This is a genomic window from Micromonospora sp. B11E3 (assembly GCF_039871625.1).
GTDB lineage: Bacteria > Actinomycetota > Actinomycetes > Mycobacteriales > Micromonosporaceae > Micromonospora.
This window is the reverse complement of record NZ_JBDPMC010000007.1, coordinates 96,445-117,556: the sequence shown is the minus strand read 5'-3', so window position 1 is coordinate 117,556 and position 21,112 is coordinate 96,445. Positions and strand designations below refer to the sequence as shown.

General features: G+C 74.8%; 13 protein-coding genes and 3 pseudogenes. 5 read left to right on the top strand and 11 right to left on the bottom strand.

What is annotated here, in order from left to right; translation table 11 throughout:
- The first annotated feature begins 292 nt into the window (after positions 1-292).
- The 4 genes and pseudogenes from ABGB16_RS06225 to ABGB16_RS06210 form a co-directional block, all read left to right on the top strand.
- Positions 293-2,350, top strand: a complete 2,058-nt coding sequence (locus ABGB16_RS06225; RefSeq protein ID WP_347666982.1) for a DNA topoisomerase IV subunit B — start codon at positions 293-295, stop codon at positions 2,348-2,350.
- A 35-nt stretch (positions 2,351-2,385) separates the two neighbouring features.
- Positions 2,386-2,793, top strand: a pseudogene (locus ABGB16_RS06220) (DNA gyrase subunit A); the annotation flags it as partial.
- Between the two features lie 12 nt (positions 2,794-2,805).
- Positions 2,806-3,687: pseudogene (locus ABGB16_RS06215) on the top strand (LAGLIDADG family homing endonuclease); the annotation flags it as partial.
- A 393-nt stretch (positions 3,688-4,080) separates the two neighbouring features.
- Positions 4,081-6,162, top strand: a pseudogene (locus tag ABGB16_RS06210) (DNA gyrase subunit A); the annotation flags it as partial.
- A gap of 154 nt (positions 6,163-6,316) precedes the next feature.
- On the opposite strand, the gene ABGB16_RS06205 reads toward ABGB16_RS06210, so the two are convergent.
- The 4 genes from ABGB16_RS06205 to ABGB16_RS06190 all read right to left on the bottom strand — a co-directional run bounded on the left by ABGB16_RS06205 (position 6,317) and on the right by ABGB16_RS06190 (position 10,989).
- Complete coding sequence (locus tag ABGB16_RS06205; RefSeq protein WP_347666981.1) at positions 6,317-7,375, bottom strand: solute carrier family 23 protein; 1,059 nt, start codon at positions 7,373-7,375, stop codon at positions 6,317-6,319.
- Positions 7,376-7,451: 76 nt separating this feature from the next.
- A complete protein-coding gene (locus tag ABGB16_RS06200; protein WP_347666980.1) occupies positions 7,452-8,675 on the bottom strand; it encodes a glycosyltransferase family 2 protein in 1,224 nt (407 codons plus the stop codon).
- Complete coding sequence (locus ABGB16_RS06195) at positions 8,617-10,137, bottom strand: glycosyltransferase family 39 protein (RefSeq protein WP_347666979.1); 1,521 nt, start codon at positions 10,135-10,137, stop codon at positions 8,617-8,619. Before ABGB16_RS06195 ends, ABGB16_RS06200 begins: the two co-directional genes overlap by 59 nt.
- A gap of 219 nt (positions 10,138-10,356) precedes the next feature.
- A complete protein-coding gene (locus tag ABGB16_RS06190; protein ID WP_347666978.1) occupies positions 10,357-10,989 on the bottom strand; it encodes an alpha-ketoglutarate-dependent dioxygenase AlkB in 633 nt (210 codons plus the stop codon).
- Positions 10,990-11,156: 167 nt separating this feature from the next.
- Between ABGB16_RS06190 and ABGB16_RS06185 the strand changes: the two genes are divergently transcribed.
- Positions 11,157-13,208: a hypothetical protein gene (locus tag ABGB16_RS06185; RefSeq protein WP_347666977.1), complete on the top strand. Its 2,052-nt coding sequence runs from the start codon at positions 11,157-11,159 to the stop codon at positions 13,206-13,208.
- Between the two features lie 22 nt (positions 13,209-13,230).
- Here ABGB16_RS06185 and ABGB16_RS06180 read toward each other — a convergent pair whose 3' ends face one another.
- The 7 genes from ABGB16_RS06180 to pseI all read right to left on the bottom strand — a co-directional run bounded on the left by ABGB16_RS06180 (position 13,231) and on the right by pseI (position 21,099).
- Positions 13,231-14,286 (bottom strand): spore coat protein, encoded by a 1,056-nt coding sequence (locus ABGB16_RS06180; RefSeq protein WP_347667023.1) that lies wholly within the window; start codon positions 14,284-14,286, stop codon positions 13,231-13,233.
- Positions 14,283-15,014 carry a glycosyltransferase family protein gene (locus ABGB16_RS06175; RefSeq protein WP_347666976.1) on the bottom strand — a complete coding sequence of 244 codons (732 nt, stop codon included), beginning with the start codon at positions 15,012-15,014 and terminating at the stop codon, positions 14,283-14,285. The genes ABGB16_RS06180 and ABGB16_RS06175 overlap by 4 nt, the downstream gene beginning before the upstream one ends.
- Positions 15,011-16,891 carry a class I SAM-dependent methyltransferase gene (locus ABGB16_RS06170; protein WP_347666975.1) on the bottom strand — a complete coding sequence of 627 codons (1,881 nt, stop codon included), beginning with the start codon at positions 16,889-16,891 and terminating at the stop codon, positions 15,011-15,013. Before ABGB16_RS06170 ends, ABGB16_RS06175 begins: the two co-directional genes overlap by 4 nt.
- Positions 16,881-17,723, bottom strand: a complete 843-nt coding sequence (locus ABGB16_RS06165; RefSeq protein ID WP_347666974.1) for a hypothetical protein — start codon at positions 17,721-17,723, stop codon at positions 16,881-16,883. Before ABGB16_RS06165 ends, ABGB16_RS06170 begins: the two co-directional genes overlap by 11 nt.
- Positions 17,724-17,733: 10 nt before the next feature.
- On the bottom strand, positions 17,734-18,891 hold the full coding sequence (locus ABGB16_RS06160) for an aminotransferase class I/II-fold pyridoxal phosphate-dependent enzyme (RefSeq protein WP_347666973.1): 1,158 nt from the start codon (positions 18,889-18,891) through the stop codon (positions 17,734-17,736).
- Entirely contained in the window at positions 18,888-19,871 is a 984-nt protein-coding gene (gene pseB / locus ABGB16_RS06155; protein WP_347666972.1) for a UDP-N-acetylglucosamine 4,6-dehydratase (inverting), read from the bottom strand. The genes ABGB16_RS06160 and pseB overlap by 4 nt, the downstream gene beginning before the upstream one ends.
- Before the next feature lie 175 nt (positions 19,872-20,046).
- Positions 20,047-21,099: a pseudaminic acid synthase gene (gene pseI / locus ABGB16_RS06150; RefSeq protein WP_347666971.1), complete on the bottom strand. Its 1,053-nt coding sequence runs from the start codon at positions 21,097-21,099 to the stop codon at positions 20,047-20,049.
- Between the last annotated feature and the right edge of the window lie 13 nt (positions 21,100-21,112).

Sequence of the window (21,112 nt, the reverse complement as noted above, 5' to 3'; positions counted from 1 at the left end):
GTGGCGAAGGGCGCCCCCCCACGCCCGGCGTAGGGTCACCGCGGGTGGGATGAAGCGCCCGCCCCGCGGCGTTGACACGTTCCGTACGCGTCCTCCGGCCGCCGCGGGCGCGGAGTCCCGCGCGGCGCCGGCGCGGCCCGGACTGCGGGGCGCCGACGTCCTGTCCCACCTGCCGGTTAGGCTCGCTGCGGCGCGCCGCGCGAGGTGATCGCGCGCCCGGGGCGCCGCCCGCGTCCCCGGCCCGGCCGCCGGTGAGCGGCACCACACCGCCGAGACCTGGGAGTACGACCAGTTGACCGCACAGCCTGAGACCCTCTACGGGGCCGACGACCTGACGCACCTGGAGGGGCTTGACGCCGTCCGCAAGCGCCCCGGCATGTACATCGGCTCGACCGACAGTCGTGGCGTGGGTCACCTCGTCAACGAGATCCTGGACAACTCGACCGACGAGGGTGTCGCAGGTCACGCCACCCGGATCGCGGTGACGCTGCACGCCGACGGCTCGGTGCAGGTCGACGACGACGGCCGGGGCATCCCGACCGATGTCCACGCGAAGTCGGGCATCTCCGGCGTCGAGCTGGTGCTCACCCGGCTGCACGCGGGCGGCAAGTTCGGCGGCTCGGGATACAAGACCTCCGGCGGCCTGCACGGCGTCGGCGCGTCCGCCGTCAACGCGCTCTCCCGGCGCTTCGACGTGACGGTCCGCCGGGGCGGCAAGGTGCACGCGATGTCGTTCCGGCACGGCGTACCGGGGATCTTCGACGGCCCCGGCGCGGACGCCCCCTTCACCGCCGGTCCCGGCCTGCAGGTCGTGGGCGCGATGAAGCGCGGCGAGCGTACGGGCACGTCGATCCGCTACTGGCACGACGCCCGCTACTTCGAGACCGGCGCCGCGCTGGACGCCGAGGCCGTCCGGCTCAAGCTGCGCAACACGGCGTTCCTCGTCCCCGGCGTCCGCTACCTGCTGCGCGACGAGACCGGCGAGGAGCCGGTCGAGGAGACCTTCCACTTCCCCGACGGCCTGACCGACATGGTGGAGTTCCTGGCCCCGGCCGGCGACCGGCCGGTCTCCGGCACCCTGCTCGTCACCGGCGAGGGCACGTACCGGGAGAACGCCGCCGACGCCAACGGCGTCATGCAGTCCAACGTGCAGCGGCGGGCCGAGGTCGAGATCGCGTTCCGCTGGGGCACCGGCTACGAGCGCACCGTCGAGTGCTTCACCAACACCATCCGCAACGCCCACGGCGGCACCCACCGCAAGGGCTTCGAGCGGGCCCTGGCCCGTACGCTGGCCGAGGCGGCCCGCAACGCGCGGGGCCTGCTGCGCCCCAAGGAGGACGCGCCCACCCTGGACGACGTCCTGGAGGGGATGACGGCCGTGGTGCACGTGCGCATCCCGGAGCCGCAGTTCACCTCCCAGACCAAGGACGAGCTGTCCACGGCCGGCATCACGAAGGTGCTCCAGGGGCTGGTCGAGGCGCACCTCAAGGCGTGGCTGGAGGACCGCCGCACCAAGGCCGAGGCGCGTACGGTGCTGCAGAAGATCGTCGACGCGGCCCGCGTCCGGCTGACGCAGAAGCAGCAGAAGGACGCCGCCCGGCGCAAGACCGCCCTGGAGGGCGCGGCGATGCCGGCCAAGCTGGTCGACTGCCGCTCGACGGGGGTGGACCGCAGCGAGCTGTTCATCGTCGAGGGCGACAGCGCCCTCGGCACGAGCCGGATGGCCCGCTCGTCGGAATACCAGGCCCTGCTGCCGATCCGGGGCAAGATCCTCAACGTCCAGAAGGCCACCCTCCAGCAGGTGCTGGACAACGCCGAGTGCGCCGCGATCGTCCAGGTGCTCGGGGCCGGCTCCGGCCGCACCTTCGACCTGTCCGCCCTGCGCTACGGCCGGGTGCTGATCATGGCGGACGCCGACGTCGACGGCGCGCACATCCGCACCCTGCTGATCACGCTGTTCGCCCGGTACATGCGGCCGCTCATCGAGGCCGGCCGGCTCTACGCCGCGATGCCGCCCCTGCACAAGATCACGACGAAGGGGCGCAACCCGCAGACGGTCTACACGTACACCCAGGCGGAGATGGAGGCGACGGTCCGCCGGCTGGAGAAGGCCGGCAAGCAGATCGTCACCCCCATCCCCCGGTTCAAGGGTCTCGGCGAGATGGACGCCGACGAGCTGTGGGAGACCACGATGAACCCGGCCACCCGGGCGGTCCGCCGGATCACCCTCGACGACGTCGAGGCCGCCGAGCGGATCCTGGAGCTGCTGATGGGGGAGAAGGTCGAGCCCCGCCGCAACTGGCTGATCGACTCCGCCGACCGGGTCGACCGCGAGGCGATCGACGCATGACCACGCTGGCCGCGCGCCGGGAAGGACGCTGAACGATGGCACGCCGCAAGGAATCCGCCGCGAAGGTCGAGCTGTCGGCCTTCGACCAGGCCGGCGCCCGGGTCTTCGACAACCCGCTGGTCACCGAGGTCTCCGACTCCTACCTGGAGTACGCGTTCTCGGTCATCCACTCCCGCGCGCTGCCCGACGCCCGCGACGGGCTCAAGCCCGTGCACCGGCGCATCCTCTACTCGATGCACGAGTCGGGCTACCGCCCCGACCGGGCGTACGTGAAGTCGGCCCGCGTGGTCGGCGACGTGATGGGCCGCTACCACCCGCACGGCGACACCGCCATCTACGACGCCCTGGTCCGGCTCGCCCAGGACTTCTCGCTCAACGTGCCGCTCATCGACGGGCACGGCAACTTCGGCAGCCCGGACGACGGCCCGGCGGCGGCCCGCTACTGCGTCACGGGTGACACACGTATTCGTCTTGCGGATGGAGCCAGTCCTCGGATCGCGGACCTGGTGAACCTGCCGCCTGATAGTGAGGCGGACGTCGACTTCGAGGTGCTCGACAAGGACGGGAAAGCCGTTCGAGTGAGCAAGGTATTCAACTCCGGCGTACACCCGACGATCCGGATCGAGACCGAGACGGGCTTTTCGTTGCGAGGTAGCGAGAACCATCTGCTGCTCTGCCTCGAAGCACCCATGAATGTTCCTGTCTTCCAGTGGCGCCGGCTGGACGAACTCACCCCCGGTGCCGTCGTCTGTGTCGCTCGCAACGCCTGGTCCCAGGTCACCCCCACCGCCCGTGAGTACATGCTGGGCATCCTTGGGGGCGCTTGGGCGTCCGAGGGCTTTGCCAGCGAGTCACGGGCGGGCTTCAGCAACACCGACGAGCACTTCTTCGGCGAGGTGCTCCACGCGTACGACCAGATCGTCGGTGGGCAGCGGTACGTCAGCAGACGGCACACGCGCCGCGATCGCAAGCTCATCCACGAGTTGGATGTTCAGTCCTGTGCCGGGGGCATGGACAGCTTCCGGGCCAGTCCCCTCGCGGAATTCATCGGCCATCAGGCCCGGGACAAGTTCGTCCCAGAGTTCGTCTGGAATGGTGGCTGGGGGGTGAAGCGGGCCTTCCTGATGGCGCTGTTCGAGGGAGACGGCGGTGTCCGGCGGGCCAAGGCTGGCTTCACCGTCCAGTACAGCACCTACAGTGACCGGCTCAGCCGAGAAATTCAGGAGTTGCTGGCGGAGTTCGGCGTCATCGCCGCTCGCCGCCGGTACCTGCGACCCAGTGGTTCGGTGGAGCACCGGCTACTCGTCTCGGGGCTGAGAAACATCAAGGCGTTCGCCAATCGAGTGGGCTTCCTACGGACCAAGCAGGCGAAGCTTCACCAGGTGCTGGGACACTCGCCGCTGCAACCGCACCGGCTGAGCAAGGACCACGTGCCCTTTGTGGCCGACTACGTTCGGGGTGCGCTGGACTTCGACCGCAGGGGCAGCGGCCGTAAGTGGCTGACCCAGCACAACTTCGACCGGGTCGAGCGCTGGGAAGTGGAGCGCCTCCGCATCATCGATCGGATCAAGGACCCTGAGATCCTCGCGACCATTCTGCCGATCATGGACTCGGGGTACCGGTTCGAGCGTCTGACCACGCTTGTCGAGTGCGAACCGACCGAGGTCTACTCGGTCCGGGTCGATTCGGAGGACCACTCCTTCCTCGCCGGTGGCTTCGTCAACCACAACACCGAGTCCCGGATGTCGCGGGAGGCCATGCTGCTCGTCGGCGAGCTGGGCGAGGACACCGTCGACGTCGAGCCGAACTACGACGGCTCGCTCACGCAGCCGACCGTGCTGCCCGCCGCGTTCCCCAACCTGCTGGTCAACGGCGCGTCCGGGATCGCGGTCGGCATGGCGACCAACATGATCCCGCACAACCTGGGCGAGGTCGTCTCGGCGGCGCGCTGGTTGATCAACCACCCGGACGCCACGCTCGACAAGCTCATGGAGTTCATCCCCGGGCCGGACCTGCCGACCGGCGGCCTGCTGCTCGGCCTCGACGAGGTGCGCCGGGCGTACGAGACCGGGCGCGGCGTGGTCCGGATGCGCGCCCGCGTGGAGATCGGCCCGCTGGAGGGCAGCCGGGGCCGGCAGGCGATCACCGTCGTCGAGCTGCCGTACGGCGTCGGCGCGGAGAAGGTCATCGCGGCGATCACCAACGAGGTCAACAAGACCAAGCGGCTCGCCGGCATCGCCGACGTCAAGGACCTCACCGACCGGGAGAACGGCACCCGACTGGTCGTCGAGTGCAAGGTCGGCGTCAACCCGCAGGCGCTGCTGGCCGACCTGTACCGGCTCACCCCGCTGGAGCAGTCCTTCGGCGTCAACAACCTGGTCCTCGTCGACGGGCAGCCGCAGACGCTCGGGCTCAAGGCGCTGCTGGAGGTCTTCCTGCGGCACCGCTACGAGGTGGTGACCCGGCGCAGCGCGTACCGGAAGCGCAAGCGCGAGGAGCGGCTGCACCTGGTCGACGGCCTGCTGATCGCGCTGCTGGACATCGACAAGGTGGTCAAGCTGATCCGGGCCAGCGAGGACGCCCAGGACGCCCGGGACGGCCTGATGCGCCGGTTCAAGCTCTCCGAGATCCAGGCCGGCTACATCCTGGACACCCCGCTGCGCCGGCTGACCAAGTACGACCGGCTGGAGCTGGAGGCCGAGCAGGAGCAGCTGCGCGCCGAGATCGCCAAGCTGTCCACCATCCTCGACGACCCGAAGGTGCTACGGAAGGTCGTCTCCGACGAGCTGGCCTCGGTGGTGAAGCAGTTCGGCGCGCCGCGGCGCACCACGCTGGTCGACGGCGACCTCAAGGAGGTGCTGGCCGCGTCCGCGCCGGCCGGCCCGCTGGAGGTGGCCGACGACCCGTGCCAGGTGATCCTCTCCGCCACCGGTCTGGTGGCCCGCACCGCGGCCGAGTCGGAGGAGACCGCCGAGGGGCGCCGCCGCAACGGCCGGGTCCGGCACGACGCGGTACGCGCGGTCGTCCACTCCACCGCCCGCGGGCGGGTGCTGCTGGTCACCAGCGCTGGCCGGGCGTTCAAGATCGACGTACTGCCGCTGCCGGTGCTGCCCGAGCAGGCCGGCACGGTGTCGCTGCGCGGCGGCATGTCGGCCGCCGAGCTGGTGCCGCTGGAGTCCGGCGAGACGGTGGTCGGCCTGGCCCCGCTCGGCCCGACGGCCGAGGGCTCGCCCGGGCTGGCCCTGGGCACCCGGCAGGGCGTGGTGAAGGTGTGCGCCCCGGACTGGCCGGTCCGCTCGGACGAGTTCGAGGTGATCGGCCTGCGCGAGGGCGACGAGGTGGTCGGGGCGACCTGGCTCACCGACGGCGGCGAGACCCTCGCGTTCGTCTCGTCCGAGGCGTCGCTGCTGCGCTTCGACGCGTCCCTGGTCCGGCCGCAGGGCATCAAGGGCGGCGGCATGGCCGGCATCAACCTGCCGGCCGGGGCGCGGGTCGTCTTCTTCGGCGCGGTCCGCACCGACGCCTCGGGGCAGGGCGAGCCGATGGTGGTCACCTCGACGGGCGCGACGGTCAAGGTCACGCCGTTCGGGGCGTACCCGGCGAAGGGGCGGGCGACCGGCGGGGTGCGCGCCCAGCGGTTCCTCAAGGGCGAGACGGACCTGGTGGTCGCCTGGGTCGGCCCGCGGCCGGTCGGCGCGACGCAGAACGGGGAGCCGGTGGAGTTGCCCCCGGCCGACCCCCGCCGCGACGGCTCCGGTTTCGCGGTGATGCTCGGCCCGACGGTGATCGGCCACCTCATCGAACGCGACTGACCGACGCGGCAGGGCCGGCGGCTACCGCCGCCGGCCCTGCCGCGTTGCCGCCGCCGACCCGCGTCGATCATGAGGTTGGCGGCGCCGAACCGAACATTTCCCACAGTCAACTCCATGATCGACCGGGGAATGCCAGGGGGAGGGGAGGACCGGGTCAGAGTTCCGGTTCCGGGCCCCGGCGGGACTCCGGCGACGTGCCGCGGAGGCGGGCGACCAGGCGCATGCCGTGGTAGATCACCAGAGCGGCGGCGGTGCCCAGGGCGATGCCGTTGAAGGAGAGGTCGCCGGCGGTCAGCGTGTAGTTCGCCGCGCCGACGATGAGCGCGACGGCGGCGGTCAGCAGGTTCACCGGGTCGTGGAAGTCGACCCGGTTCTCGATCCAGATCCGCGCGCCGAGGATCGCGATGAGGCCGTACAGGGCGGTGGTCGCGCCGCCCAGCACCCCGGCCGGCACGGTCAGGATCAGCGCGCCGAACTTCGGGCTGAGTCCGAGCAGCACCGCCGCAGCCCCGGCCACCCAGTACGCGGCGGTCGAGTAGACCCGGGTCGCCGCCATCACGCCGATGTTCTCCGCGTACGTGGTGGTGCCGGAGCCGCCGCCGGAGCCGGCCAGGACGGTGGCCAGGCCGTCGCCGAGGAACGCCCGCCCCATGTCCCGGTCCAGGTTGCGGCCGGTCATCGCGGCGACCGCCTTGACGTGCCCGGCGTTCTCCGCGATCAGCACCAGGATCACCGGGACGACCAGCACGACCGCGCGCAGGCCGAACTGCGGCGCGTGGAACTGGGGCAGGCCGACCCAGGCCGCCTCGCGCAGCCCGTCGACGGCCTTCGGGTCCAACTGACCGAGCACGGCGGCGAGCAGCCAGCCGACCACCACGCCGAGCAGGATGGACAGCCGGGCCAGGAAACCCCGGAACACGACCGTGGCGAGCAGGATCGCGAGCAGGGTGACCACCAGGCCGACCAGGGCCAGCGCCGCGCCGGCCACCACGATCCCGCCGAGCGCGGGGCCGATGTCCCCGCCGGCCTTCGCGGCCAGCACCGGCGCGATGAACGCGAACGACGACCCGAGGTACGACGGCAGCCGGTTGCGGGTGATCAGCAGGAACAGCAGGGTGCCGATGCCGGAGAAGAGCAGCGTGGTCGCCGGCGGGAAGCCGGTGATCAGCGGCACGGTGAACGTGGCGCCGAACATCGCCACCACGTGCTGCACGCCCACCCCCGGGGCGGGGCGGGCCGGCGGCGGGCCGGGCGCCGGTGGCGTCCACCGCCACCCGTCCGGGCGCCCGTCAGTTGCCGGTGAGGGCCCGGTCCCGGCCCGGGCGGGCCTGCCGCACGATCGCCGGGGACGGCTGCGCCGGACGGAGCGTGAGCAGGCTGCCGACCAGGCCGGAGAAGAACACCACCACGCCGAGCGCGATGGCGGTGGCCGACGGCAGCACCACCCGGAGGGTCTCGTGCGGGTTCAGGTCGCCGAAGCCGTCCAGCCCCCAGTAGGAGACGGCGCCGACGGTCCCCACCGTGCCGACGAGGAGCAGGAACAGGCCGACGGCGGCGCCGGTCTCCAGCCGCAGGAGGCGGACCCACCGCTCCGACGCGCGCTGCGGGACCAGCCGCTCCTGCCGCCCGTAGATCTCGGCGAGGCCGCCGAAGAGGACGAGCTGCAGCCCGACGAGCACCATCAGGCACGCGTAGACCAGCGTGCTGACGTCGAGCCGGACCGCGCCGAGGCTGAGCGGGCCGGGGGTGAGCGCGCCCACCCCGACCAGCCCGGTCAGGGCCAGCGCGGCCCCGGGCCGGACCAGGGTCTTGCGCGGGGCGAAGACGAGCAGGAAGCGCAGGTGCCGCCACCCGTCCCGCCAGGTACGCAGGTGCGGCGGGCGGGACCGCCCGTCCGGCGACAGGGTGGTGGGCACCTCGACGATGTCGTAGCCGGCCAGCGCGGCGCGGACCACCAGTTCGGAGGCGAACTCCATGCCGGGCATGCACAGCCCGAGGGCGCGGATCCGCTCGGCGTTGAACCCGCGCATGCCGCAGTGGAAGTCGCCGACCCCGCGCAGCCCGAACAGCATCCGGCCGAGCCAGCTCAGCACCGGGTTGCCCAGGTAGCGGTGCACCGACGGCATGGCCCCCGGGGCGATCCCGCCCCGGAACCGGTTGCCCATCACGACGTCGTGCCCGGCGCGCAGCGACTCGACGAACGGGCCGAGGTCCGACAGCGCGTACGAGTCGTCCGCGTCGGCCATGATGACGTACCGACCGCGGGCCTGCTCGATCCCGTTCAGCAGGGCGCCGCCGTAGCCGCGGATCGGGGCGTGCACCACCCGGGCGCCGGCCCGCTCGGCGATCGCCTGCGACCCGTCCGTGGAGCCGTTGTCGGAGACGAGAACCTCGCCGACGACCCCGCACTCCTCGAGCGAGCGGAGTGCCTTGCGGACGCAGATCTCCAGCGTCTCAGCCTCGTTGAGGCACGGCAGCAGGACCGTGACCTCGATCTCCTGTTCCTTCGTCATGCTTCCCGTTGCTTTCTGCCGTCGGGGGCGTCAGCCGTTCCGGCTCGCCGTCGATCGGTGGGGGCCGGTCAGTCCGGGCCGACCGCAGCCGCTGCCAGCCGACAGCCGCGGCGATCGGGAGGAACGCCAGGGCCGGCAATCCGTAGCGGAGGTCGAACATCGAGGTGGCGACCGAGAAGACCATGATTCCGATGCCGATCACCGCGTAGAGCAGGGCGATCATGCGCAGCCGTAGCCCGCCCCGGCCCGGCCACGCCGCCCCGAGCAGGGCGATCAGCGTCGCTGCGGCCAGCACCAGGGGCGGCGTGACCCCGTACCGGCCGTAGGTCTGCATGAACCGGCTCGCGGTGTTGGGCTCGACCTCCCGCGACGGGGCCGGCTGCCACTGGTAGTCGGGGCCGGCGGTGCGGGGCGTGCAGTCGTAGTCGACCGCCCAGTTGGTCGGGGCGAGGCGCGGCCGCCACAGGCTGGCCAGGCACGCCTCGGTCGGGCCGAGCCGGGCCGGCCAGAAGTACCGGGCCGTGTCCGACGCCACCGCCGCCAGGTAGTCGCCGGGCTGCTGTCGGATCACCTCGCGGGCGAACTCGTCGAGGTCCTCGGGCCGCTCGGCGTTGCGGATCGGGCTGTCCCGGTGCCAGATGAACCAGTCCGGCCGGTCGGGCCGCTGGCCCAACGGCTGCGTCGGGCAGAGCCTGCGCAGCCCGGGTCGCAGGTCCAGCCGGGCGCAGTCGGCGATCTGTGCGGTGCGGCCGTAGAGGAACTTGCCGCCCTCCATGCCGAGCGCGTCCCGGACCGTGCCGGTGCCGACGAACACCGCGCCGAAGAACGCGACGATGCCGAGCAGGTACGCCACCGGCGGCCGCCAGCCGCGCCACGGCAGCACGAGGAACACCAGCAGCGCGCCGAGGGCGACGATGCCGGTCGGGCGGGTGGCCATGCCGAGCGCGACGGCCAGTCCGGCGCCGAGGCTGGCGAGCGTGCCGGGCCGTTCCCGCCGGACCAGCAGCAGGGCGGCGCCGGCCAGCGCCACGGTGAACAGCGTCTCGGTGAGCAGGTAGTGCTCCAGCGTCAGCTGGGTGGCGTCGAGCAGGAGGGGCGCCGCGGCGAGCGCGGCCAGCCACGGCCCGACCCCGAGCCGGCGCAGCAGCAGGTACGCCGCGACGCCCAGGGCGAGCCCGGCGAGGTGCTGCACCGCCACCACCGAGGCGAGCGTGCCGGTCCACTCGAAGGCCTTGAGCAGCCACGGGAACGGCCAGCGGGGCTCCAGCTCGGGCCACTGCTGCGACCTGCGGAGGTACGCCCCGGAGTCGCCCTGGAACCAGAGCGCCGGCCGGTACGCGAGCATCATCACGACGCGCAGCGCGAGCCCCGCGGCCAGCAGCAGGACCAGCGCGGGATGCCGACGCGACAGGTCGGCCAGGAAACGAGCGGCCCGCCGCGCGGTCAGGCGTCCAACGGGCAAGGGAGACTCCACGGGACATTACAGACGGTCATGACGCACGGTGACGTTATCATGACGCACGGGGTCATAAGCGCTGTTCGACGACGGAGCGTGTCGGCGCGCTCGGTGGTCGTGCCGCGGGTGATCTGCCGACCCTGGTCCGAACGGGCCGTGCGGGCCACGTCGGACGGTCGCCGCCGGCCGACCATGCGGTCCTGGCGGCTGGGCGGCGCCGGTGGCTCAGGCGACGCCGGCCGGACGGAACTGGACGCTGACCCGGGGGCCCACCGCGCGGGTGGTCTTCGGGATCGCGTGCTCCCAGGTGCGCTGGCAGGAGCCACCCATCACGACGAGGTCGCCGTGGCCGAGCGGGAAGCGGAGGCTCGACCCGCCGCCGCGCGGGCGCAGCAGCAGCGGCCGGGGCGAGCCGAACGAGACGATGGCGACCATGGTGTCGGTGTGCGCGGCGCGGCCCAGGGTGTCGCCGTGCCAGGCGACGCTGTCCCGCCCGTCCCGGTACAGGCACATCCCGGCGGTCACGAACGGCTCGCCCAGCTCCGGCGCGTAGTGCGCGGTCAGCGTCGCCCGCGCCCGGGCGAGCACCGGGTGGGGCAGCGGCCGGTGGGCGGCGTACCAGCACAGCAGGCGGGGCACGTCGACCTCGGCGTCGTACAGGGTGCGGCGCTCAGCCCGCCAGGGCACCTCGGCGAGCAGCGCCGCCAGGACCCGGTCGGAACCGAGCACCCAACCGGGGAGGTGGTCCACCCAGGCGCCCCGGCTCAGCGCGTGCCGGCGCAGGCCGGCGAGGGAGCCGAGGGACGGCTCGTCGACGGCGAGGTCGAGCATCGACGGCTGGTAGGCGGCACCGGACATGACCCCACCCTACCGTTCGTTCGTACAGGCGTACGACGTCGGGCTTCCGTCACCTGCCGGTCACCTGCGGCACACGTGCGCGTCGCCGTCCGTCGCCGGGGCGGTCCTAGCGTGGTCCCGCTCCGCCCGGGTCGGGCGGATCTTCCGGTGCCGCGAGGAGGCCGTCCGTGCAGAGCCCGCCCGCCACCGCCCCGGTGGCCGCCCCGCCGGAGCGGGGCACGTCGCCCCGCCGGGCCGCCCCCCGGCTGGTCGGCTGGCTCGCCGCCGCGTGGCTCGGACCTCTGCTCGCGTACGCCCTGGGGGTCGCCGGGGTGCTGCCGGTGGTGGTGCTCGGGCTGACCGCCGCGCTGCTGCGCGGCGGCCGTACGCTGCTGGACCGGCTGGTGCTGGCCGGGGCGCTGCTGCTCGGGGCGGCCTGCGCCGCCGGGCTGCTTTTCTCCGCCTGGCCGTGGGGGCTGCACCCGGTTCCGGTGGCGGGCACGGCGCTGACCGTCCTGCTCGGCGTCGCCGCCGCCACCGGCCGCCGGCCCCGGCTGCCCCGCCCGGTCCCCGCCGACCTGCTCCCGGTCGCCGCCGCGCTGGTGGCGGCCGGGGCGCTGGCCTGGCCGTACCTGCGGGCGGGCGACCTCGCGGGTCGGCTCGCGTACGCGATGACCGGCGAGGACAACAGCCGGCACCTGGCCACGGTGGAGGGGATCCGCGCGGTCGGCGGGTACCTGTTCGCCGACCCGTCGGCGGCGGCCCGGATCGCGCCGGAGGGGATGGTCTGGTACCCGCAGGGCTTCCACCTCACCGCGGCGTTGCTGGACGGCTTCCTGCGCTCCTCGACCGCGCCCGCCGGCCCGGCCAGCACGCTCGACCACTACCTCGGCTGGTCGCTGGGCGCGTGGGGCCTGCTGGTGCTCGCCGTCACCTGGGCGGCGAACCGGCTCGCCGGCCCGCGGCTCGACCTGCCGCGCGCGGCGGCCCTGACCGGCGCGCTCACCGCCGCCTGCCTCGGCTCGGAACTCGCCCGCTTCGTCGTGTACGGCTACCCGGGCGAGAGCCTCGGGCTCGCCGCGACGGTGCTGCTGGTGGCGCTGGCCTGCCGGCCGGTGGCGCGTACGGGCACGCAGTTGGCCGTGGTCGGGGCGCTCTGCGTCGCGGTCGGCTTCGCGTACCTGATGTTCCTGCCGGTGGTCGCGGTGCTGGTGCTGGCCTGGCTGGTGCGCGACCGGCGCCGGCTGCGCCGCCGCCCGGCGGTGCTGGCCGTGGTGGCGCTGCTGACCGCCGTCCTGGCCCCGCTGCCGGCGGTCGCCGGCCTGCTGCGCACCGACCAGGTGGACAACGTCGCCACCGGCGGCGGGGTGTTCCCCCGCTACGACGCGTTCCTCGCGCTCGCCGGCCTGGTCGCCGCCGGCCTGTTCGCGGGCGGGCTGCGGCTGCCGGTGTGGCGGCGCTACGCGGGCGCGCTGGCCGCGGCGCTGGCCTTCGCCGGCGGCTTCCTCGTCTACTTCCGCGCGCTGGGCACCGATCCGCGCTACTACTACGGAAAGACGCTGCACCTGCTGCTGGCCGTGCTGCTCGTCGGCGCGGGCGCGGTGACCCTGCTGCTGCCCGCCCCGGGCCGCGCGGCGCAGTCCCGCCCCCGCGCGGCGCGGCCCCACGACCGTGCGGCGGAGTCCCGCCCCCGCGCGGCGCGGCCCCACGACCGTGCGGCGGAGTCCCGCCCCCGCGCGGCGCGGCTCCGCTGGCGCACGCCCCGGCCGGCGCGCGCGTTGGCCGCGGCGGCCGTGGTGCTGGCCTGCGCGGGGCTGGCCGGTCTGCCGCGCGGCACCGGGATCTTCGCCCAGCCGTTCGACGGGCGCACCATGACGTGGGCGGCGGCCTGGTGGTCGGGCACCCAGGCCCGCCCCGGGCCGGCGGAGCTGGCCGTGCGCGCGCTGGCCCAGGCGCCGGCCGAGGCCGGCGTGGTGACCGTGGTGGTCAGCGACCGCCGCCGCGAGGGCTACCTCGCCACCCTCTTCGTCGCCACCCTCCAGGGCACGCACGGGGCATCCGGGCCGGCCGTGTACCGGCTGCCGCTGTCCGAGCCGGCCCGCTCCGCCGCCCTGGTGGAGAGGGTGCCCGGCCGGATCCGGTTCGTCGCCGCGGACCCGGCCGCCGCCGGGATCGTCGAGGCGCTGCTGGCCGCCCACCCCGACCTCGCCGGGCGGGTCACGCTCCAGCGCCTGCGCTAGCGCCGGCCGGGCGCAGGACGGGTCAGCCGGGCGTCCGCGCGCCGACCAGGGCCAGCACCTCGTCGGCCACCCGGGCCCGGCCCCGGCCGTCCACCGTCGACCAGGCCCGCTCGGCCAGCGTGGCCCGCCGGCGCGGGGACTCCAGCAGCGCGCGCAGCGTCCGCGCGGCCTCCGCCCGGGCCGCCCGGCCGGCCAGCCCGGCGGCGGCCAGCGCGGGCAGCTCGCCCAGGCCGGCCGCGACGCCCTCGGCCACCACCCGGTGGTACGACTCCCGCTGGTTGTCCACCACGCAGACCAGCGCCGCCGCCGCGCCCAGGCAGCACAGCTCCCAGGTGGACGTGCCGGCGGCGCTGACCACCAGGTCGGCGGCAGAGATCAGGGCGGGCAGGTCGTCGGTGGGCGGGACGGGTCGCACGGCCTGCCCCCGGCCCGGGGCCAGCGCCGCCAGCGCCGCCCCGACGTCGGGCCGGCCGACGACCACGGTCAGGTCCATCGGGTGCCCGGTGGCGAGCAGCACCCGGGCCAGCACCGGCGCCGCCCCGAACGCGTCGGTGCCGCCGAAGAAGGCGAGCACCCGGGGCCGGCCGGCCGCCGTCGCCGGGCGCGGCGCCGCCGGCCGCGCGGCCACCACGGCGTCGCGCAGCAGCGGGTACGCCGTCCCGGCGAGCAGCCGCCCGGGCAGCGGCCCGTGCGCGGCGCCGAGGTTCTGGTCCAGGTACACGTCGGCGTCCTGCCCCCGGGTGTCGCCGTCGACGACCGCGAGGGTCACCACCCCCGCCGCCCGCAGCGCCCCCGCCCCCGCCGGGTCCAGCTCGTACGAGTCGAGCACCATCACGTCCAGCCCGTGCCGGCGGGCCGCGGCGACCAGGTCCTCGGGGCGCTCCGGCCCCGGATGCAGCGGCACGCCCCGGTCGGCGAGCTGGCGGGCCGCCCAGGCGACCCCCTCGACCGTGCCGAAGAACTCGACCCGGGCGCCCCGGGCGAGGAACTCCTCGGCCAGGGCGAGGCAGCGGACCAGGTGCCCGACGCCGCGGGTCGGCCCGGCGTCGCAGCGCACCCCGACGCGTACCGTGCTCAGGACTCCTCCAGCCGCTTCTGCCGTACCGAGGCGTTCAGGGCGCGCAGCGCCGGCTGACCGTCCAGCCAGTCGGCGAGCTTCGCCAGCGGCACGCTGACGTCGCCGAAGTGGTCGGTCACCGCCCGGACCAGCGCCCAGTCATCCTCGGTGTCGAGCGTGAGTCGCAGGGCGGAGCGGTCCGGCGTGAGCGTCACCCCGAGCACCCGGAACAGCTCCGGGTGGGTGTACGCGTACGAGGTTACGTGCACCCGGTGGTGCGCGGTGGCGATCCGGTGCAGCGTACGCAGCGTGTCGGCCCGGATGATCTCCGCGTCGAGCCCGCGCGGCAGCGTACGGGCGATCGAGGTGCTGACGTAGTCCAGCCCCGGCACCGCCCGGTACACGTCGGCGACCAGCCGGACGATCTCCGGGTCCAGCAGCGGGCAGTCGGCGGTGAACCGCATGACGGCGTCTGCGGGGTGCCGGTCCAGCGCGCCGACGAACCGGTCGAGCACGTCGTCGACGGGTCCCCGGTGGCAGGCCACGCCGAGCCGGGCGCACTCCGCGACCACCGCGTCGTCCACCGGGTCGATGCTGGTGGCGACCACCACCTCGGCGAGCACCCCGCCCTCGGCGGCGGCGCGGACCACCCGCCCGAGCACCGACCGGCCGGCCAGCGGCCGCAGCACCTTGCCGGGCAGCCGGGAGGAGCCCATCCGCGCCTGCACGATCCCGACGATCCTGGTCACGGCTGCCCCCCGCCCTCGCGGCGCTCCCGCAGCGCCGCCTTCGCCCGGCGCTTCGCCGCCCCCGCGCCCCGCTTGGCCAGCCGCGCCGGGGCGATGGCCAGCCGGCCGACCCGGTAGCTGAGCGAGCCGCTGAGCAGGTTGATCGTGGCCTCGGCCCGGCGCAGCGCCCGTTCCCGGGAGGTCAACAGGTCCTCGGTCCAGCGCAGCAGCGCCGCCAGCCGGGTCAGCTCCTCCTTCTGCCGCAGCCACGCCTCGCGCAGTTGCTGGTGGCTGTCCAGTCCGGGCGGCGGCGCGGTCGGCTCGACCGCGCGCAGCTCCTCGGCGAGGGCGAGCCGGGCCGTCCCGTCGAGCCCGCGCAGCGCCGCCGTGACCGCCACCTCCGCGTCCACGGCCGCCGCCACGGTCGCCCGGTCCAGCTCCCGCCCGGCGATCCCGCCGAGCACCACCGTCAGCCCGGCCACGTCGAGGGTGGACGGCCAGGGGTGGGCGTACCCGCCGGTGACCAGCGCCGCGGCGAACCGCCACAGGCCCCGGGCCAGCACCACGTCGACCGGCCACCCGTCGGCGGCCCGCCAGCTCGGGTCGAGCACCGCGAACACCGGTGCGGGGCCGGCGGCGTCGGCCACCACGACGTTGTCGGGTGCGGCCAGGGCCACCGCGCCGCCGAGCCGGCCGGCGTGGTCGGCGTGCCCGGCGAGCCAGTCCGCGTACCCACGCAGCAGCCGCCGCAGGGCGTCGAGGTCCCGGCGCAGGCAGGCGTCGAGCAGCACCGTACGCAGCAGCCGCCCCTCGGGCACCGGCCCGGCCAGCGCCGCCGGGTCGCGCCAGGCCGCCTCGCGGGTCGCGAACGGGGCGTCCCGCGTCGCCGTCACCGGCCCGGCGACCCGCCACCGCCAGCCCTCGGTCACCTCCACCGCGCCGATCCCGGGCGGCCCGGTCTGCACCAGCGCCACCGGCAGCCCGTCGGTCCGGGCCGACGGCGTCGGCCGTCCGTCCGCCTCGGGCCCCGCGAGCGGCGCCGGCGACCCGTCCGGGGCGTGGCCGGCGCGCACGGCCAGCACCAGCCACCCGGGCGCGAGCGCCGCGCCGAGGCCGGCGTGCAACGCGTCGACCGCCAGGCGCGCCGGGTCCTGGAGCACCGGCCGGCCGGCGAAACCGCCGGCGCACGCGCCGTGCAGCACGGCGTCGAACAGCCCCGACGTGGTACGGCCGGCCAGCGCCGCGGCGTCCACCAGCGCGGTCGGCGCGGCCGTTGCGGGGTACGCGGCGAAGCAGCCGGACGGGCGCAGCCCCACCCCGGCCAGCCGGTCCCGGAGCTGGTCGAGGCTGGCCGGCCGCCCCGTGTCCAGCGCCCCGCCGACCGCCCAGTCGGCGTCGTCGCGCCCGGCGTACCAGGGCGCCGCGGCGACGATCCGGTCCAGCCCGGCCGGGTTGTCCAGCCGCAGCAGCAGGGTCCCGCCCGGGGCGAGCGCGCCGGCCAGCCGCTCCAGCAGGCCGTCCCAGCCGACCCGGGCGCCCTCCACCGACTCGACGGCGTCCAGCCCGCAGGCGGCGACCACCACGTCGAACGTCTCGTCGGCGGGCAGCCCGCCCGGGCCGCCGACCACCACCGAGACCGGGCGGTCGCCGGCCCGGTCGGCCAGGGCGACGCCGTCGGGGTAGCTGCGCAGCAGGCAGGTCACCTCGGCGTGGCCCAGCCGCTCCAGCAGGGCCGGGTCGTGCGGACCGGCCAGCAGGACGCGCGCGCCCGCCGGCACCACCCGCTCGACCAGCGCCGCGAGCGGCCCGCCGCCGGGCAGCCGCCGCTCGGGCAGGTCCGACCAGGCCAGCATCTCCCCGCCGGGCAGGGCGATCCGGGGCGCGGTCTCAGTCGTCAACTCGTTCCTCCTGGAGGTTCGCCCAGCCCAGCAGCTCCCGCAGCTCGGCCGGCGCGCAGCGGTGGTCGGTGCCCAACTCGGCGCGGGCGATCTCGACGGCGGTGGGCAGGTGCACGGACTCGCCGTGCAGCTCCGGCCACTGCCGCCGGATCCGGGCGGTGCCGCCGAACGTCGGGTCCTCGTCGGCCAGCACCATCGGGTCGCCGTAGACGGCGGGCTCGCACCCCGCCGCGATGCCGTAGAAGATGGCGCTGGTCAGCCGGTTGGACGCGACCCGGCGGTGCCGGCGCAGCTCGGTGAGCTGCTTGTCGAGGAACAGCGGGTCCGTGTCCTTCCACCAGTGGCCCCGGTAGCCGTGGCAGATCACCCGGAACCCGGCCCGCTCGTAGAGCCGGCGCACCCGGCGCATGCCGTACTCGTGCCAGTACAGGCAGACGGTGACCGGGCCGGGCTCGGTGTCGCGGATCCGCGCGATCAGCTCGCGGTGGTCGCCGCGCACGTGCTGGCCCTCCCAGCCGTGGAACGGGTACCAGATGGTGCCCTCCCGCTGCTCGGCCGGCGGGTCGTCGGGGCGCAGCGACAGCAGGTACGCGAAGGGCGCGCCGGTCACCACGACGTTGCGCCGCCCCACCGACCAGGCTCGCCGCCGGGTCTGCTCCGACCACAGCAGGCTCGGCGTGCCCGCCACGTACGGGTGGCCGGGCGCGAGGCCGTCGCCGATGTTCCAGCCGTGCTGGACGTACCCGTTGATCCGCGGCGGGTGTCCGTCGCCCAGCCCGCAGTAGCGGGCCAGCACGTGCGCGTGCCCGTAGAAGTGGTTCGCGTGGTGCATCCGTGGCCCCTCAGGCGGCGGCGCGCGCCGGGGCGGCGTGCAGCGCGGCGGCCAGCGCGTCGACGACCCGCTCCTGGTCGGCGTCGGTGAGGTCGGGGAACAGCGGCAGCGAGAGCTGCTCGGCGTAGAACGCCTCGGCGACCGGGCAGGAGCCGCGCCGGTAGCCCAGGTCGGCGAACGCCGGGTGCCAGTGCGCGGGGATGTAGTTGACCTGCACCCCGATCCCGGCGGCCCGCATCGCCTCGTACACCGCGCGGCGGCGGCCCCCGTGCACCCGGACCGGGTACAGGTGCCAGGCCGGCTTCGCCCAGGCCCGGCGGCCCGGGATCGACACCCCCGGCAGGTCGGCCAGGGCCTCGTCGTACCGGGCGACCAGTTCGGCGCGGCGGGCGAGGAAGGCGGGCAGCCGACGCAGCTGGCTGCGGCCCAGCGCGCAGAGCACGTCGGGCAGCCGGTAGTTGAGCCCGAGCTCGTGCACCTCCTGGTGCCAGCCGCCCTCGTCCGGCCAGCGCTGCTCCTCGCGTACGCGGACCAGGCCGTGGTTGCGGAACCGCCGGGCCCGGGCCAGCAGCGCCGGGTCCACGGCGGCGACCGCGCCGCCCTCGGCGGTGGTGAGGTTCTTCGTGGGGAAGAACGAGAAGGTGGTGAGGTCGGCAAGCGACCCGACGGGCCGGTCGTGGTAGGTGGCGCCGATGGAGTGCGCGGCGTCGGCGAGCAGCAGCGCGCCGGTGCCGCCCAGGGCGGCGCGCAGGGCGTCGTAGTCGGCCGGGTGGCCGGCGTAGTCGACGGCCGCCACCACCCGCGTCCGGTCGGTGAGCGCGGCGGAGACGGCCGCCGGGTCCAGGGTGAACGTCTCGGGCTCCACGTCGGCGAAGACGACCTTCGCGCCGAGGGCCACGGCGGTGCTGGCGGTCGCCACGAACGTCATCGGCGGGACCACCACCTCGTCGCCGGGGCCGACCCCGGCCGCCGCGTACCCGACGTGCAGCGCCGCCGTGCCGTTGGACACGGCCGCGCAGCCGGCCCCGCCGGTCCAGCCCGCGAGGTCGGCCTCGAACGCGTCGACCTGCGGGCCGGTGGTGAGCCAGTCGCTGCGCAGCGCCGCCACCACGGCCGCGACGTCGTCGTCGGTGACGGACTGCCGCCCGTACGGGAGCATCGCCGTCACGCCGCGATGCCGAGCATGTCGCGCAACTGCTCCACGCTCAGCCACTCGTCGTTGCTGTCCGACTGGTACGCGAACCCGTCCGGCACCGGCTCGCAGTCGGCGGGCGGCTGGTAGCCCCAGCCGGCGATCGTCGGCTGGACGACGAACCGGTCCGCAAGACGCACGGTCCGCCGGCTGTCGTCCGGCGCGATCATCTCCTCGTGCAGCTTCTCGCCCGGCCGGATGCCGACCTCGTGGGTGGTCGCGTCCGGGGCGACCGCCTCGACCAGGTCCATGATCCGCATGCTCGGGATCCGCGGCACGAACAGCTCGCCGCCGCGCATCTGGTCGAACGAGTCGACGACGAACCGCACCGCCTGGTCGAGCGTGATCCAGAACCGGGTCATCCGCTTGTCGGTGATCGGCAGGCTGCGGCCCTCGGCGGCGAGCCGGCGGAACAGCGGCACCACCGAGCCGCGGCTGCCGACGACGTTGCCGTAGCGCACCACCGCGAACCGGGTCGGGTGGTGGGCGGCGTAGTGGTTCGCCGAGACGAACAGCTTGTCGCCGACCAGCTTCGTGGCGCCGTACAGGTTGATCGGGCTGGACGCCTTGTCGGTGGAGAGCGCGATGACCTTCTTCACGCCGGCGTCGATCGCCGCGTCGGCCACGTTCTGCGAGCCGCTGATGTTCGTGGCGATGAACTCCGACGGGTTGTACTCGGCGGTGTCCACCTGCTTGAGGGCGGCGGCGTGCACCACGTACTCCACCCCGTGCATCGCCCGGGTCAGCCGCTGCCGGTCCCGGATGTCGCCGAGGAACCAGCGCAGCCGGGGGTCGTCGCCCAACTGCTGGCGCAGCTCGTACTGCTTGAGCTCGTCCCGGGAGAACACGACCACCCGGGCCGGGTCGACCTCGGCCAGGATGTGCCGCAGGAACGTGCGGCCGAAGGACCCCGTTCCGCCGGTGATCAGAATGGACGACCCGTTCAACTCGCTCAACTGGTGCTCCGATGGTGGTGGGTTTCTCGGCCTGGTGGCCGGCGGACGGATCGGACGCTAGGCCGGGTGGGTTAACTGGCCGACGCCACGCGGTGAACGCGTGCGACGCTCGCGGTGAACTGGGGCGCATCCGTGGGGGCGACTGACCAGGTCCGTCGCCCGCGCCCGGCGGCCGTCAGATCAGCTCCCAGCCCAGCGCGGTGCCGCGGGGCACGTCGCGGCGGAACGTGCGGCCGAGCACCCGGTCGAGGTCGGCCGGCGGCAGCCCGCCCGCCGGCCGGATCGACCGGACGTTCTCGACGGTCACCGGGTCGCCGGCCCGCACGTCGGCCACCACGTACAGCGACCGCCGGAAGCGCAGCCCCTCCCGCTCGGTCGGGGTGGGGCCGATGGCGGTGGTGCCCAGCGCCGCCCAGGCCCGCTCGGCCTCCACGCGCAGCTCGGCCAGCTCGGTCGGCTCCAGCGAGAAGTCCGAGTCCACCCCGCCGTCGGCCCGGCGCAGCGTGACGTGCTTCTCGATCAGGCAGGCCCCGAGCGCCACCGCGGCGACCGGCACCCCGATGCCGGGGGTGTGGTCGGAGAGCCCGACCGGCACGCCGAAGGCGTCGGCGAGCACCGGCAGCCGGCGCAGGTTGCTGTCCTGCGGCGGCGCCGGGTAGGACGCGGTGCAGGCCAGCAGCACGATGCCGCCGGCGCCGCCGTCGCGCGCGGCCCGGACCGCCGCGTCGATCTCGCCGATCGTGGCCATCCCGGTGGAGATGACCAGCGGCTTGCCGGTGCTGGCCACCAGCCGGATCAGCGGCAGGTCCACCAGCTCCGACGAGGCGATCTTGTACGCCGGGACGTCCAGCTCCTCCAGCAGCCGCACGGCGGTGGCGTCGAACGGCGAGGAGAACACCGTGAGCCCGTGCCGCCGGGCCCGCTCGAAGATCGGCTCGTGCCACTCGTACGGCGTGTGCGCCCGCTCGAAGAGCTGGTAGAGCCGCTCGCCGCCCCACAGCTCGTGCCCGCCGGAGATCCGGAACTCGGGCGCGTCCACGTCGATGGTGATCGTGTCCGGCGTGTACGTCTGGAGCTTGAGCGCGTGCGCCCCGCTCGCCGCGACCGCGTCCACGATGGCCAGGGCCCGGTCCAGGTCACCGTTGTGGTTGCCCGACATCTCGGCCACCACGAAGGGGCGCTCCCCGGTGCCGACCGCGTGCGGCCCGATCTTCACTGTCGCCGTCATCGGAATCGCGGCG